Raw genomic sequence first — 15105 nt, forward strand, 5'->3', positions numbered from 1 at the left:
GTGCGTTTTTATCATCCTCGTTGGGATAATTGGGGGGAACATTTTAAACTGAATAATTCTACTATTGAATCTCTCACAAATATAGGACAAGTGACGGCTAGAATTTTAGGATTTAATGATCAACCTCGTTTATTAGAACGTCAATTACTTATTGATAATAAAAAATATCCTTCTCTCTCAGCAATTAAAAGAATGAATGCTTAATGCAATGTCTTCCAAATTATGGGAAATGCGATAATTATGCAGATGGTAAAATGAGTCGCTGGATCACTAATTCTGGATTGTCTAAGGAGGATTTATGAGGATATTGCGGATTTGTTGTTAGGATTGAATATATTTTTGGTGGTGATTCGCTTTGCCTTATTATTAGCGATCGCTCCCTCCTATGATCGGAAAGATGCCACTGGTGGTTGGTTATTCTGGCTTTCTCTTTTGGCTGACCCTTTAGCGGGGCTACGCATCTTTTTATCTGCATTTCACACTCCTAAGCAATGGCGCGGGCGGAAATATGGGGATGATGTCGGCTAGAAAACCAGGTGATTAATAGAAAAATTCCCCTTGTGTCTGGGTACAGGCTAAAATTTTCAGTAAAAGCGTTTATTTTGGAATGAGGGGAACTTATGGCGATTAAAAAAGGAAATATGGTGCGGGCTATTCGGGAAAAGCTAGAAAATAGTCTAGAAGCTCAAGCTAGTGATTCCCGTTTACCTAGTTACTTGTTTGAAACCCAAGGGGAAATTGTGGATATTAAGGGTGATTATGCTTTGGTCAAGTTTGGACAAGTGCCAACGCCCAATATTTGGTTAAAGTTGTCACAGTTAGAAGAGTTTGCCTAATTTAGATGTCTGATAGAAATAGATATCTCCAAAAAAGTAGAGACGTTCCATGGAACGTCTCTACAAGGGTTCTGGAAAACGCAGATTTAATTTTCACCAGATAGTTAATTTTCCTCGTCAGCGGGGTCGCCATAGGGATCTTCACTGGCGGGACGAACATTGCCAAAGTTGCCTTGGTCGGCGGGGTCGCCGTATGGGTCTTCACTGGCGGGACGAACATTACCAAAGTTGCCTTGGTTGGCGGGGTCGCCATAGGGGTCTTCACTAGCGGGACGAACATCACCAAAATTTGCTTCGTTTAGATCATCACGAGGTGGACGGATTTCTTCTTGATCTCGTTTATCGCCTAACCCTACTAAAAAATCTTTCGCCTTTTGCAAAAAGTCGTTAACCATGATCTGTCTCCTTATTGTGTTGCTTCTGGTAGTTGAGTGAGATCCCGACCTGTGGTGCGTCCGTTATAGCCTTGGAATTCACTATACTTTTGCGCTTCTGATTCGGGAACACGAATACCATCTGGGGGAGGAGTTACCCAGTGAGCGCGGTTTTGCTCATCACGGTAATATACGCGCCCATTTTTGGAGAGATAATATTTGCCTTTTGCTCCTGTTCCTTGAGCGTTTTTTTGTTTGTTGTAGAGATAGTAAAGAGCGGCTGCTCCCCCTAAAAGTGCCACTTTCTGACCTGTGGATAATCCTTTTTTGGCTTCGGGTTGATTTACTAAAGAGCGATCGCTCATGTTTCTACCTGCTGTATCATCAACAGGTGGTGGTACTGATGCGTTTCGAGAACCACCGCCACAGCCTGTTAATAAAAGAACTGAGAGTAATGTAGACATCAGTATTGCTTGCACGCGTAAACCGAGTTTACGCTCTTTATATATAGTCTTCATTCTTATTCCTATTATTTACAACTCTTTAATCTCCGTACAGACACAAAGGCAGATTTGAGCTTTTGTTTTTTCGTACCTAGAAAAGGATGGGTATAGTATTTGTATGTAATCATGAACTATTTTTGTCGGTCTTCCATCTTGCTGCTGATATAAGCGACTCTAATTTCTTACCTCTGCGGAAATATGCAATTAGAGACTTCTTACTCAAAAAATATCCCCATCCTGAGTATAAATGTAGGGGTTTAGCTCATGCTTTACCCTTACCTGTTCAGGGTATTTGCGGCATAAGTCATAAATATTGATTTTTGTCTTATTTACATCAAAATAGTTAATATTATTTGAATTTTGTCCAAGTAACAAATAAAATACTTATAATATTTTTTAGTTAAGTAGGATACTGAATATGAACGCCCAAGCCCAAAATTTACAGACTTTATATGCTAAAACTCGCTTGCTGCTTGCGTTGTGGGATTTAGGAGCAAATGAACAGGAAGTGAAAAAAGGTTTGCTGACGAAGCGGATAGTGGCTAAGGGTCAGAAAATGGCGGACTATAAGGGGATTTTAGAGGATTTGCAGGGACAGGGGGCTGTTACTGTTTCCAAGACTGGTTATACTCTCATGTCACCAATAGGTTTAGATGTGTTGGGTGTGGGTTTGCGTAGTGGTGAGTTTAAGTTTGAGGGAACTATTGTAGGGACTTGGGCGGCTAATGCGTAAAACTATTGATATGATACAAAATACTTGGAGTACATAGTAACTTAGAGAACAAACCGTATTTTATATGATGCAGGAAATTAAATTTATTAAAGGACAAATTTTCCATCGAGAAGAGGATGAATATGTTGAATTTAAGTCAATCGAGTCTCAAAAACCTATTAAGAAAATTGTAGATTATGCAGAGCAATATATAACAGGATTTCTCAATGCCTCAGTTGAGGGGGATATTTATGTAGGTATAAATGATTCAGGAGAAATTGTAGGTATTACTCTTAATAGAAGTCAGATAGATGAACTTAAAAAAGGTATAACTGATAAACTCAGAAATTTAGAACCCAAAATTGCTCCAAGTTATTATAAGATTCCTATACATGATGTTTATAATGAAGAAGGTAAACTAATAAAAGATTTGTATATTGTACAATTACATACTGTAAAAGTGGAAAACGATGATCTATATAGAACATCAGAACGCGAATATTGGATGTATAAAACAGGAGGAGGTAGTATTTATCTCAAAAAAGAATCAAGCTGTTTTAAACTCGATGGTGAAGAAATTAAAAAAGAGTTTAAAATACGTGAACAGACGCATTTAAGAAAAGAATTGGAAAAAATTGATACTAGACTTTTGCAAGAACCAGAGAATATTCATCTTTTAAAAGAAAAAGCTAAAATAGCGGAATATTTGTCTGATGTAGAGATGATGAGTAACACTTATAATAAGATATTGAGTTTAAAACCGAGTAGTTCCAAAACACGAATTGCTTATGCGTCTGCATATAAAAATCTTGGTAATTTAGAAGTAGCATTATCAATCATAAATGATGCTGTAGCACTAGATAAAACTAATCAAGATTATTTAAAAATACAAGGAAAAATACTTTTTATTTCGGATAGAGCAAGTGAAGCAATTCAAGCTTATCAAGAAGCATTACAAATTAATCCAAATGACTATAGTATTCTAACTCAAATAGGTATTACACTGCGAGAACTAGGTAAATACAAAGAGTCTCTTTATTTTTTGAATTGCGCTTTATTAAAAGCTCCTAATTATAGAGCAGCGAAATATGAAAAGAAAAAAACGTACTCCAAGATGTTTCAGGGAGGTATAGAAATTAATAAAACTTACTAAGAGGGTGTTTTAAAAGTATTAGATGAAACCGATAATCTCCAGAAACCTAACCCCCCTTCCCTACGAGGGAATGGGAGTTTCAAAGCCTCTCCCCGATGCGGGGAGAGGTTTGGAGAGGGGTTTATTTATACATTAAAAACTTTTCAAACATCCTCTAAGAAAATCATAACCCTCTTTTTTTGGAATACTTGTAGAAATACTGTATAGATTATGTTACGATATCAAGGATACCTGCTTAATGGGCATTTATTTCCGTTGACGATACTGCAACGGTGTATTTTTAAGTTAGCCTTACGCAAACCAAGCGTGCTACAGTGATTTGCCACTGTATAAATAAGCGTGAATGTCCATAGCAGGTATTATTTTAATTTTTTAATAAAACTAGTAATAATTTGTGAGTAAAAATCTTTCCCACTCTATCTTGCTATATGATAGTTGCGAAGAACTATCCAAAAAATTTAAAGAATTAAAGTCTCCACGAGATGTTGCTAGACTCTTAGAAGTTCCCTTTGGGGATTTAAACTATTATCTTTACAGAAAATCAGAAGATTCACGATATAAAACTTTTATAGTTCCTAAAAAATCTGGTGGTTCTAGAACTATTTATTCTCCTCATAAATCATTATCAATTATCCAGAGAAAATTAAGTCAGGTTTTATATGCTGTTTATCGTCCTAGAGCCTCTGTTCATGGATTTGCTGTTCAAAGAAGTATAATTAGTAATGCTAAAGCTCATACCAAGAAGAAATTTATTCTCAATTTAGATATCAAAGATTTTTTTGATTCCATCAACTTTGGTAGAGTTAGAGGTGTATTTATTGGAAAACCTTACGAATTAAATGATCAAGTTGCCACTATATTAGCTCAAATTTGCTGTTTTGATAATAAGTTGCCACAAGGAGCGCGAACTTCACCAATTATTTCCAATCTTATTTGTGCAAAAATGGATAGTGAATTGCAGAGATTTGCAGAAAAATATGGTTTCTTTTATACGAGATATGCTGATGATATAACATTTTCCATAACACGAGAAGAGTTACCAACTGAATTGGTTGCTTGTTATAAGAAAGGATTACCTAAAGTAGTTTTAGGAACTGAATTACGCTCAATTATAGAAACAAATGGATTTGAGATAAATGAAGCAAAAGTTAGACTGGCTTATAAAACTCAAAAACAGGAAGTTACTGGTTTAATAGTAAATAATAAATCTGTAAATGTTAATCGTAAATATATACGTAATATTTATGGGACTTTTCATGCTTGGGAAAAATACGGTTTAGAAAAAGCATTGGAAATTTATAAATCAAAATATGCTAAAAAATCAATATTACCAGAAAAGGACATACCGCACTTTTTAGACTCTTTGCGGGGAAAAATTGAATTCATAGGAAGTGTAAGAGGTAAAGATGATAATTTATATCAAAAACTACTAACAATTTTTAACGATTTAAAAAGTAAAGAAACTAATGCAGAAAATATAGAGAAATAATGAAATTTATTTAAAAATTCGATCAAGTTATCAACCTTTTTTAGTATAAATTGGAAAAAATATCGCTTTTACTACTTACGCGACTTATCAGTAAATTAAAAATAACTCTTTTCTCTCTTCTTTTCTTTCTTCCCTTCGCGCTCTTCGTTGCTTCGTGGTTTATTTCCCCAAAATCATTCATCCCAAAGTCAAAACACCAGCTTGAAAATTCACCACTAAAGGCAAAAACTCCAACCACTCTGAACCCAATAAAATTTCCGTTAATTCATCTCCAGCATAAACAGGAATTTCATACTCTTGGTTATCCAATATCACCTTACCCAAATATCTTTCAAACGTGATTTCACCCTGAGCAGTTCGCAGAATTTCTTTATCTACATAATCCCAATTAAGTCCATCTAAATCTTGTGTATTAATAGCCATAAAGCCTGTGAAACCACTATCAAATAAAGCATCCACAGGCAAACTTAAACCATCATTAGCAACCAACTCAATTTCAAAAAATAGCTGCTTTTTTTCACCAAATTTACCCTCTATCATATTCTCCCAGTTGCTCCAGATTCATTCAAACAAAAAACGCAATGATCAGCATTTGGGTATTTATCACGGGCTTTTTGATGTGCAATTTCTTTATCTTGATCAATTAAATAATCACCACTATTTAACTCAATAGCAATATACCAACCATAATGTTCTTTGATCAACTCAGGACGTACACGCTCAAAAATTGTTCGATAACGTTGATACTCTGCCTCATTTTCAGCTTTACGTCTAGCCAATTCTTCCGGTGATAAAGTCAGTTCCGGGAAAATCCTTCCTCTTCTTGCTGGTTGTTTTGGTGTTAGTTGAGTCATGTTTTTAAACCCCATTTCTACTATGATAATAATATCAAAAAAATCATCCTAAAGTCAAAATATCAGCTTGAAAATTCACCACCAAAGGCAAAAACTCCAACCACGCTGAACCCAATAAAATTTCCGTTAATTCATCTCCAGCATAAACAGGAATTTCATACTCTTGATTATCCAAAATCACTTTACCTGAATAGATATCAAATCTTGACTCTCCCTGTGCAGTGCGTAAACGTTGCTTGCGTATAAATGACCAATTCAATCCTTCTAAATCTTGTTTATTAATAGCCATAAAGCCTGTGAATCCAGTATTAAATAAAGCATCTACAGGCAGATTTAAGCCTTCAGCAGTAATTAATTCAATTTCAAAGAAAAGCTGCCCCTCATCACCAAAATAACCCTGTATCATATTCTTCCTGTTACCCCTGTTTCATTGATGCGAAATAGAAAATGTATCACATTAGGATGTTTCTCCCGTGATTTTTTACTAGCGACTTCCATATCCTGATCAATGAAATAATCACCGCTATCTGGTTCTACAGCAATATACGAGTTATAATGTTCTTTCATCAATTCAGGCAGTAATCTTTGAAAAATTGCCCAACAACGTTGATAAAATTGTTCATCTTCTGCTTTACGTTTAGCCAATTCTTCCGGTGATAAAGTCAATTCAGGGAAAATTCTTCCTCTTCTTGCTGGTTGTTTTGGTGTTAGTTGAGTCATGTTTTTAAACCCCATTTCTACTATGATAATAATATCAAAAAAATTATCCTTAACTCAAAACACCAGCAGAAAAACCATCTTTATGAACCTTTCATTATCAGTCCTGATAGAAGCTGCAAAAGCGGGAAAACTCATCAGTTTCCCTACAGATACCGTCCCTGCATTAGCCACCATACCAGTACAAGCAGAATTAATTTATGCTGCGAAACAACGCAGTTTTGATAAACCTTTAATTTTAATGGCTGCCAAAGCTGAAGATTTATGGGATTATGTTCAAGGTAGCCAAAGAGAATATCAAATCTGGCAAAAAATTGTTAATCAATATTGGCCAGGTGCTTTAACTTTAGTTTTACCAGCTAGTGACAAAATTCCCACTGTCATGAATCCTCTTGAACCGACTACTATTGGGATTAGAGTTCCAAATCATCCAGTTGCTCAAATTATTTTGGCGCAAACTGGTCCAATGGCGACAACTAGCGCTAATTTATCAGGACAACCAGCTTTAGAAACCAAAGCAGCTATAGAAGCTCAATTTCCAGAGGTTTTAACATTAGAATCAACAGAATACCAAGGTTTGGGAATACCTTCCACCGTTGCTAAATGGACAGGGAACAATTGGCAGATTTTACGACAAGGTAGTATTAAATTGGATAATTATGAATTTTAGTAACTGGCTATATTTAGGCGCAGGAATAGGATTAGGAATAGGTTTTTGTAAATTATTCCTTCAGTCTAGCAAATCGGCATCTGTTACGGTGGAAAATGCTCCACAACAGCCAGAAAACCCACTTTTGGCAGAATTAGAGCAAACCCAATTAGCCTACTATCAGGCGCGGGAAATGAGCCAATTTCAAGGGGGGTTTTTAGCCAGGATTGGTCATGAATTGCGATCGCCTTTAGGGAGTATGATGGGTTTACATCAACTGATTTTGGCAGATTTGTGTGAAAATCCCCAAGAAGAGCGAGAATTTATCGGACAAGCTTACGAAAAATCTCTGAAATTATTAAAAATAATTGATGAAATTCTCAATGTTTCCAAAATTGAATCTGGTAGAAATAAATTAGATATTCAGGCTTTTCAATTAAGTGAATTTCTCCAGGAAGTTTATGAACTAACTTATTTATTAGCCGTTAACCGCAATTATCCTTTTATTTTATCACCCTCAGATCCAGAAATTCAGATTTTGACAGATTACCATTGGCTCAAACAAGTATTAATCAATTTGATAAATACAACAATTGCTAACATGGAAGAAGGGAATATATATCTTTCTGGCAATTTACAATCTCCAGGTAATTTTGCCAATATTTGGTTAGACGTACCCACTGATACCGTAATCACAAATGAATCTCTGCATTTGATGAAATCAGAACTTCAAACAACTCAAGAAAATATAGATTTGTCACCAGGAATGAAACTTTCACTCAATCAACGTTTGGTAGAATTGATGGGAGGAAAATTAGAAATTTTGCCTTTTCCCACCAACCAGGAAGAAACATCGCAGTTAACTAGACTGCAAATATCCATACCTACAGGGACTCTTGCAAACAAATCTCCTCACTGACAAAAGCATCAAAATTAGATTGATTATTTAAAACCATTGTCGTGGTATTATTGACTCGAAAACCAATCTTTTCATAAAATTCCCGTTGATGCGTTGTCATTAAGTATACACGCTCTACCTTCTGCATTCGGGGATGACTTAAAACCGTTTCCACCAACTTGCTACCCAAACCGTTACCTTGATAATCTGGATGAATGACAACATCCCAAATTGTAGCGCGATAGATGCCATCAGAGGTGGCTCTAGCAAAACCAATTAATAATTCCCTATCCCAGATAGAAATAACAGGTTCACTGTTAGCAAGAGCTATACCCCAATCCTTAATACTACGTCCTTTTGCCCAAAAAGCAGCCAGATTAAACAGTTCTTGGAGTTGGAAAAGATCAATATCCGCAAGGCTTTGGCTAAATTGAATCTGAGAATATTTCATCTATAGACACCTAATGATCGGAGTATCTTCGCTTCTGTTATGGCATATTTTCCTAGAAATTACTAACTTTGTATATGTATATGCAACATTTTAATTAAGGTCAGGATTCAATACAATACTGCTAAGATTCTACGGGTAGGGGTAAAGCAAAAGCTAATATGTGTCAAATTAAGCTCAAATCCCTACCACATCTCGTTCCCAGTCTCTGACTGGGAACGAGATGATGCAACTACCTTGTCCGCTGAGGGAAAGTTAACGCTTGGGGAGAGAACCACCTCTGGTTTAAATACCGCAAGGGGTTTAAGTTAAGTGGACTCGTTGAACTAAGAATCTCAGTGGCTAAAGACAGTGAGAGTGTCAATCGCCAAACACACCAGCAAAAAAGTCCAAAGTCTCCTTCAATGCTTTGATGAAAACATCAATTTCTTCACGAGTATTGTAAAAAGATAAACTTGCTCGTGCAGTTCCTGATAAACTCAAGTAACGGTGTAATGGTTGCGTGCAATGATGTCCAGAACGAATTGCTACACCTTCTTGATCTAACAATGTTGCTAAATCATTAGCGTGAACACCTTCTGCCGTAAAAGCTGCTAATGCGGCTCTCCCTTCCCCTTCAGCATTGGGTTTTGGTCCGTAGATTCTAATTTGGGGTATTTGTGCTAATTGCGCGAACAAATAAGCAGTTAATTCCGCTTCATAAGCATGGATTTTATCCATACCAATATTAGTAAGATAATCTATCGCTGCACCAAGGGCGATCGCTTCCCCAATAGCCGGAGTACCCGCTTCAAATTTATGGGGTAATTCTGCATAGGTGGAATGGTCTAAAAATACCTCTGCAATCATCTCACCACCACCGAAAAATGGCGGCATTGCTTCTAGTAATTCCAGCTTACCATATAAGAAACCAATGCCAGTGGGAGCGCACATTTTATGTCCAGAAGCCACCAACCAATCACAGTCAAGTGATTGAACATCAATGGGAGTATGGGGGACACTTTGACAAGCATCAAGTAAGAATTTCGCACCATATTTGTGAGCAATTTCGGCTATTTCTTTAACTGGATTTATGCAACCCAAAGTATTAGAAATATGCACGATAGACACTAGTTTTGTTTTGTCAGAAATCAAGTTTTTAAACTGTTCCAAATCAAAAGTTTCTGCCGGTGTTAATTCGACAAACTTCAAAACCGCGCCTGTTTTTTGAGCCACAAATTGCCAAGGAACAATATTACTATGGTGTTCCATAACCGAGAAAATTATTTCATCTCCTGGCTGTAAATTGTTCATTCCCCAACTGTAAGCGACTAGGTTAATGGCTTCAGTTGCATTGCGGGTGTAAACAATTTCTTGGCGTGATTTAGCATTAATGAATTTAGCAATTTTATCACGCGCACCCTCATAAGCATCAGTAGCTTTTCCACTGAGAAAATGTGCGCCACGATGAACATTAGAATTATATTGTTCATAATAATCACGCCAAGCATTTAACACGAACAAAGGCTTTTGAGAAGTAGCTGCATTATCGAGATAAACCAGGGGTTTACCGTGGACTTCCTGATGTAAAATGGGGAAGTCAGAACGAACTTTATCAGCGAGAGATTTGGTAGAAGTGATGGTCATGTTGAAGAAGAAGTTCAGGAGTTTAGATGTTCAGAATAATAACTAGAATTTAGGAGTATTGCAGAATTTAAGAAGAACGAACCACAGAGGCACAGAGGACACAGAGAAAGAAAGTTTTAGAGCTTTTTGTGTTAGTAGGTGCGGGGTTTACTCACCTTTTTTAGGGGTGAGTTCCCGAAGTTTTATCATTTATTGGTGAGACTTGTAACAGTTTTCAACAAACTCTCACGCAAAGAAGGAACAGGGATAAAGTTAATAATTTCCATTGCGAAACCATTAACTAATAATTTGCGAGCATTATTTTCATCAATGCCGCGACTTTGCAGGTAGAATATTTGATCATCTTCCAACTGACTGACAGTAGCACCATGAGCGCATTTAACATTATCAGCAGTGATTTCCAATTGAGGTTTGGTGTCAATTCTGGACTTAGATGATAATAGCAAATTGCGATTTAATTGAGATGCGTTAGTTAATTGCGCCAGTTTAGGAACAAATATTTTACCATTGAAGACACCATGAGCGCGATCGCCTATGATGCACTTATGTAACTGTTTGCTCACACCATGTGGATGATTTAAAGACAAAGCACTGTGAGTATCAGCCAATTGATTATCAGCAATCACAGTCAAACCATTCAGCGTCGTTTCCGTTTGTTCACCAGTTTGCAAAATCTCCAAATTGTGACGAGAGATTTTCCCCCCAACCGTCACCGCATTACAATTATAACGACTATATCGCGCCTGAGTAACAGCAGTTTTCCCAACATGAAAAGCCGCTGCACCTTCCCGCACAACCCTATTATGACTCACCTGAGCATTTTCATTTACCCAGATTTCCGTTACCCCATTAGTAAAATAGACTTCCTTCTCTGTGTTCTCCGTGTCTCTGTGGTTCGTATATTCCTCAATCAAACCCACCTGAGAATTACTTTCAGCTACCACTAAAACACGAGGTTGGGAAATAGTTGGAGACTCACCAGAAACAGAAACAAAAAGTAAATGAATAGGAGTTTCCACAACCACATTTTTAGCAACCCATACCACCGCGACATCATTTAGAGCCGCAGTATTTAAAGCCGTAAAAACTTCTTTAGCACCTTCAGCTTGCGCTAAATATTCCTGAACAACTTCACCAGGTAAAACATCCAAATTACCAACTTTCAAACCAGCAGGTAAATCTTCAGTATTAGATAAATCAGGTGCATAAACACCATTTACAAAAACTAACCGCTGAGAAACTTCAGGTAAAATCATGGATTGTAGAGACGTTCCATGGAACGTCTCTACATTATTATTGAATGTTACCTGTTTGAGAGGTGATAAATCAGTAAATCGCCATTCTTCCTCGCGGGTATTGGGGATAACAGAATGACGCACCCAATTAACAGCACCGTCGCGCAAATCCTGTAACCAACCATCTGATTTTTTGGTAGTTACCCGACTTAATAAACCACTTAAAAAAGCATCTCTATCTAATAGATTTTGTTGTAGAGACGTTTCATGAAACGTCTCTACATTAATTGGAATAGACATTACACACCCACTCCCAAAGCTTCTTCTAGAACCCAATCATAACCGCGAGATTCCAACTCAAGAGCCAACTCCTTACCACCACTTCTAATAATTTGTCCCTGCGCCATAACGTGAACAAAATCAGGGACAATATAATCTAAAAGACGCTGATAGTGAGTAATCATAATCGTCGCATTTTCAGCATTAGTTAACTGATTAACACCATTAGCGACAATTTTCAGAGCATCAATATCCAAACCAGAATCAGTTTCATCCAAAATCGCTAACTTTGGTTCTAAAATTGCCATTTGCAGAATTTCATTCCGCTTCTTTTCCCCACCGGAGAAACCCTCATTCACACTGCGGTTCAGAAAAGAAGAATTCATCTTCACAACATCCAACTTTTCCTCAACCAAATCATCAAAATCGAAAGCGTCAACCTCTTCTAAACCTTGAGCCTTCCGACGAGAATTATAAGCCACCCGTAAAAAATCCAAATTACTCACACCAGGAATTTCCAGAGGATATTGAAAAGCTAAAAACACACCACTCCTAGCCCTGTCTGCGGCTTCCATATCCAAAAGATTTTGTCCCTGGAAAATCACCTCACCACCAGTAACAGTATAAGCTGGATGTCCCGCTAACACCTTAGAAAACGTACTCTTCCCAGAACCATTTGGACCCATAATCGCGTGAACTTCCCCAGCGCGAACCTCCAAATTCAACCCCTTCAAAATCTGAGTTCCATCAACATCAGCCGTCAAATCCTTAACCGACAAAATCAAATCACTATTCTCAACAATCATCTTCTCTTCCTCTCTTTCTCTGCGTACTCTGTGCCTCTGTGGTTCGTTTTCTTAACCCACACTACCCTCTAGTTTCAGACTCAACAACTTATCAGCCTCAACAGCAAACTCCATAGGAAGCTGATTAAAAACATCCTTACAGAAACCGCTAATCATCATCGAAATAGCATCTTCCGAAGAAATACCCCGTTGAGCAAAAAAGAATAATTGATCTTCACCAATTTTAGAAGTAGAAGCCTCATGTTCAACCTTACCCGTATTATTCTGAACTTGAATATAAGGAAAAGTATTAGCTTGAGCATTATCACCAATTAACATCGAATCACATTGAGAATAATTTCTCGCACCCTTAGCAGTGGGATTAATCTTCACCAAACCCCGGTAACTATTGCTAGATTTACCAGCAGAAATACCTTTAGAAATAATTGTACTGCGGGTATTTTTCCCCACGTGAATCATCTTACTTCCAGTATCAGCTTGCTGCATATTATTTGTTAATGCAACCGAGTAAAATTCACCCACAGAATTATCACCAATCAAAACACAACTAGGATATTTCCAAGTAATAGCAGAACCTGTTTCTACTTGAGTCCAAGAGATCTTAGAATTGACACCTTGACATAAACCACGTTTCGTCACAAAGTTGTAAATTCCGCCTTTCCCATTAACATCACCAGCGTACCAGTTCTGCACAGTAGAATATTTAATTTCCGCATTATCTAAAGCCACCAATTCTACAACCGCCGCGTGTAATTGGTTGCTGTCGTACATGGGGGCTGTACAACCTTCTAAATAAGAAACATAACTTCCTTCTTCGGCGACAATTAAAGTCCGTTCAAATTGTCCTGTATCTCCGGTATTAATGCGGAAATATGTAGACAATTCCATTGGACATTTTAAGCCTTTGGGAATATAAACAAAAGAACCATCACTAAACACAGCCGCATTTAAAGCTGCAAAATAATTATCAGCAATGGGAACAACGCTACCCAAATATTTTTTAATCAGTTCTGGGTGTTCTTGTAAAGCTTCCGAAAAAGAACAGAAAATTACGCCATCTTTGGCAAGTTTTTCTTTATATGTAGTCGCAACAGAAACACTATCGAAAATCGCATCAACAGCAACGTTACTTAATCGCTTTTGTTCATTTAAAGGAATACCTAATTTTGCAAAGGTTTCCAATAAAGTCGGATCAACTTCGTCTAAACTGTTGAGTTTGGCTTTCTTTTGTTTCGGTGCGGAATAATAAATAATATCCTGATAATTAATAGGCGGATATTGGACATGAGACCAAGTTGGTTCTGTCATTTTCAGCCATTGATGATATGCTCGGAGACGATATTCCAGCATAAATTCCGGCTCATTCTTTTTGGCGGAAATTAGGCGGACAACATCTTCGCTTAACCCACGAGGAATAGTATCGGCTTCAATATCGGTAACAAAGCCGTACTTGTAAGGTTGGTTGACTAAGGTGGTGACGGATGCGCTCATCGTTTCTCTTATGTTCTCTTTAAAGGACGGGCGACGGGCTGCACAAAGCTAATTCCCGTTTTCTGTTACCAATTCCTAACAGGACTGCTAGAATAGGTTTAACGACTAAAACAATTCGGCTGTTGTTTAATCTATTTTCATTGTACGATAGATTAACAACAACAATGTTGTTTAAGTTAAATTTTCAGAAAAAAAAGTTTTTTATTTTGGGACGTTTGCGAAGCGTCTAGTAGAGAAGATGGCGACTACCCAGCAGACCTCAACTAAGCAGGATATCCTAGAGTATCTATTGAAACACTCACAAGCAACGGCTGTTGAATTGGCTAACTTTTTGGATGTGAGTCCCCAAGCGATTCGCCGTCATTTAAAGGATTTAGAGACGGAGGAGTTAGTTCTATATTCGGTATCAGAACAGCCGAGTATGGGCAGACCCCAGCACGTTTATCATTTGAGTCGGGGGGGAAGATCACATTTGCAAAAAAGTGCTAACCGCTTAGGTGATGGTTATGGTGAGTTTGCGGTTTCTCTCTTGGATACCTTAGCGGAAACTGTGGGACGTGACCAAGTAAAGTCTATTTTACGGAAACAGTGGGAACGTAAAGCCCAAGAATATCATGAACGGGTGGGTAATGGTTCTTTGCAGGAACGGGTCGCCAATTTGATAGAATTGCGAAAAGCTGAAGGTTTTATGGCGGAGTTTCACGCTGTGGAATCAGATGCTAGTGGTGCGGAAAGATTCATTTTTGTGGAACATACCTGCGCTATTTCTGATGTTGCGGAATCTTTTCCCAGTGTTTGTGGTCATGAATTGGAGATGTTTGCGGCTATTTTACCAGATTGTACTGTGGAACGGACTCACTGGTTAATTCATGGTGAACATCGTTGTGGTTATTTGGTGGAAAAAAGTTAGGTGGGGGTTATTTGTGTGCTTCTATACCCACCCGGAAATCAATTTCCGGGATAATGGCTTAATTACGTTAAAATGTACTTATGTTAACTAAATAAATTGTTACTTTACAAAACCATTAACAATAT

General features: G+C 37.5%; 18 protein-coding genes and 2 pseudogenes. 9 read left to right on the forward strand and 11 right to left on the reverse strand.

Annotation, left to right across the window (positions count from 1 at the left end; all coding sequences use genetic code 11):
• The 3 genes and pseudogenes from HEQ36_RS25965 to HEQ36_RS03120 all read left to right on the forward strand — a co-directional run bounded on the left by HEQ36_RS25965 (position 1) and on the right by HEQ36_RS03120 (position 836).
• Positions 1–204 (forward strand): hypothetical protein, encoded by a 204-nt coding sequence (locus tag HEQ36_RS25965; protein ID WP_325064638.1) that lies wholly within the window; start codon positions 1–3, stop codon positions 202–204.
• Positions 205–315: 111 nt separating this feature from the next.
• Positions 316–528, forward strand: a pseudogene (locus HEQ36_RS03115) (glycosyltransferase family 2 protein); the annotation flags it as partial.
• 92 nt (positions 529–620) lie between these two features.
• Entirely contained in the window at positions 621–836 is a 216-nt protein-coding gene (locus HEQ36_RS03120; RefSeq protein ID WP_027401856.1) for an NAD(P)H-quinone oxidoreductase subunit O, read from the forward strand.
• A 104-nt stretch (positions 837–940) separates the two neighbouring features.
• On the opposite strand, the gene HEQ36_RS03125 is transcribed toward HEQ36_RS03120, so the two are convergent.
• Both HEQ36_RS03125 and HEQ36_RS03130 read right to left on the reverse strand, forming a co-directional pair.
• Entirely contained in the window at positions 941–1231 is a 291-nt protein-coding gene (locus tag HEQ36_RS03125; RefSeq protein WP_053538261.1) for a hypothetical protein, read from the reverse strand.
• An 11-nt stretch (positions 1232–1242) separates the two neighbouring features.
• Positions 1243–1728: a hypothetical protein gene (locus HEQ36_RS03130; RefSeq protein ID WP_039204234.1), complete on the reverse strand. Its 486-nt coding sequence runs from the start codon at positions 1726–1728 to the stop codon at positions 1243–1245.
• Positions 1729–2131: 403 nt separating this feature from the next.
• Here HEQ36_RS03130 and HEQ36_RS03135 point away from each other — a divergent pair.
• The 3 genes and pseudogenes from HEQ36_RS03135 to HEQ36_RS03145 form a co-directional block, all read left to right on the forward strand.
• Positions 2132–2443: pseudogene (locus HEQ36_RS03135) on the forward strand (hypothetical protein); the annotation flags it as partial.
• A gap of 67 nt (positions 2444–2510) precedes the next feature.
• Complete coding sequence (locus HEQ36_RS03140; protein ID WP_168637215.1) at positions 2511–3578, forward strand: ATP-binding protein; 1068 nt, start codon at positions 2511–2513, stop codon at positions 3576–3578.
• Between the two features lie 394 nt (positions 3579–3972).
• Positions 3973–5067, forward strand: coding sequence for a reverse transcriptase domain-containing protein (locus tag HEQ36_RS03145; RefSeq protein ID WP_168637216.1), 1095 nt, complete (start codon positions 3973–3975; stop codon positions 5065–5067).
• Positions 5068–5244: 177 nt separating this feature from the next.
• Here the strand turns inward: HEQ36_RS03145 and HEQ36_RS03150 are convergent, their stop codons facing one another.
• The 4 genes from HEQ36_RS03150 to HEQ36_RS03165 are packed head-to-tail and all read right to left on the reverse strand — an operon-like array spanning position 5245 to position 6641.
• The gene (locus HEQ36_RS03150; protein ID WP_168637217.1) at positions 5245–5607 is read right to left on the reverse strand and encodes an aspartyl protease; all 363 of its coding nucleotides are present in this window, start codon (positions 5605–5607) and stop codon (positions 5245–5247) included.
• Positions 5604–5921 carry a hypothetical protein gene (locus HEQ36_RS03155; protein ID WP_039204224.1) on the reverse strand — a complete coding sequence of 106 codons (318 nt, stop codon included), beginning with the start codon at positions 5919–5921 and terminating at the stop codon, positions 5604–5606. Before HEQ36_RS03155 ends, HEQ36_RS03150 begins: the two co-directional genes overlap by 4 nt.
• A gap of 43 nt (positions 5922–5964) precedes the next feature.
• Positions 5965–6327, reverse strand: coding sequence for an aspartyl protease (locus HEQ36_RS03160; RefSeq protein WP_168637218.1), 363 nt, complete (start codon positions 6325–6327; stop codon positions 5965–5967).
• Positions 6324–6641 (reverse strand): hypothetical protein, encoded by a 318-nt coding sequence (locus HEQ36_RS03165; RefSeq protein WP_027401848.1) that lies wholly within the window; start codon positions 6639–6641, stop codon positions 6324–6326. Before HEQ36_RS03165 ends, HEQ36_RS03160 begins: the two co-directional genes overlap by 4 nt.
• 82 nt (positions 6642–6723) lie before the next feature.
• Between HEQ36_RS03165 and HEQ36_RS03170 the strand changes: the two genes are divergently transcribed.
• Both HEQ36_RS03170 and HEQ36_RS03175 read left to right on the forward strand, forming a co-directional pair.
• Positions 6724–7308 carry an L-threonylcarbamoyladenylate synthase gene (locus tag HEQ36_RS03170; RefSeq protein WP_053541195.1) on the forward strand — a complete coding sequence of 195 codons (585 nt, stop codon included), beginning with the start codon at positions 6724–6726 and terminating at the stop codon, positions 7306–7308.
• Complete coding sequence (locus tag HEQ36_RS03175; RefSeq protein WP_053538256.1) at positions 7298–8206, forward strand: sensor histidine kinase KdpD; 909 nt, start codon at positions 7298–7300, stop codon at positions 8204–8206. Before HEQ36_RS03170 ends, HEQ36_RS03175 begins: the two co-directional genes overlap by 11 nt.
• On the opposite strand, the gene HEQ36_RS03180 is transcribed toward HEQ36_RS03175, so the two are convergent.
• The 5 genes from HEQ36_RS03180 to sufB all read right to left on the reverse strand — a co-directional run bounded on the left by HEQ36_RS03180 (position 8172) and on the right by sufB (position 14070).
• Positions 8172–8636 carry a GNAT family N-acetyltransferase gene (locus HEQ36_RS03180; RefSeq protein ID WP_053538255.1) on the reverse strand — a complete coding sequence of 155 codons (465 nt, stop codon included), beginning with the start codon at positions 8634–8636 and terminating at the stop codon, positions 8172–8174. The genes HEQ36_RS03175 and HEQ36_RS03180 overlap by 35 nt on opposite strands.
• 357 nt (positions 8637–8993) lie before the next feature.
• The gene (locus tag HEQ36_RS03185) at positions 8994–10259 is read right to left on the reverse strand and encodes a cysteine desulfurase (RefSeq protein WP_168637219.1); all 1266 of its coding nucleotides are present in this window, start codon (positions 10257–10259) and stop codon (positions 8994–8996) included.
• 185 nt (positions 10260–10444) lie between these two features.
• Positions 10445–11794, reverse strand: coding sequence for a Fe-S cluster assembly protein SufD (sufD, locus tag HEQ36_RS03190; protein ID WP_168637220.1), 1350 nt, complete (start codon positions 11792–11794; stop codon positions 10445–10447).
• The gene (gene sufC / locus HEQ36_RS03195; RefSeq protein WP_053538252.1) at positions 11794–12579 is read right to left on the reverse strand and encodes a Fe-S cluster assembly ATPase SufC; all 786 of its coding nucleotides are present in this window, start codon (positions 12577–12579) and stop codon (positions 11794–11796) included. Before sufC ends, sufD begins: the two co-directional genes overlap by 1 nt.
• Positions 12580–12630: 51 nt before the next feature.
• Complete coding sequence (sufB, locus tag HEQ36_RS03200) at positions 12631–14070, reverse strand: Fe-S cluster assembly protein SufB (protein ID WP_027401841.1); 1440 nt, start codon at positions 14068–14070, stop codon at positions 12631–12633.
• A 238-nt stretch (positions 14071–14308) separates the two neighbouring features.
• Here sufB and sufR point away from each other — a divergent pair, with 238 nt between their 5' ends.
• Positions 14309–14980 carry an iron-sulfur cluster biosynthesis transcriptional regulator SufR gene (gene sufR / locus HEQ36_RS03205; protein WP_168637221.1) on the forward strand — a complete coding sequence of 224 codons (672 nt, stop codon included), beginning with the start codon at positions 14309–14311 and terminating at the stop codon, positions 14978–14980.
• Positions 14981–15105: the final 125 nt, after the last annotated feature.

The organism is Anabaena sp. 54, assembly GCF_017355725.1.
In the GTDB taxonomy this organism is placed as follows: domain Bacteria; phylum Cyanobacteriota; class Cyanobacteriia; order Cyanobacteriales; family Nostocaceae; genus Dolichospermum; species Dolichospermum heterosporum.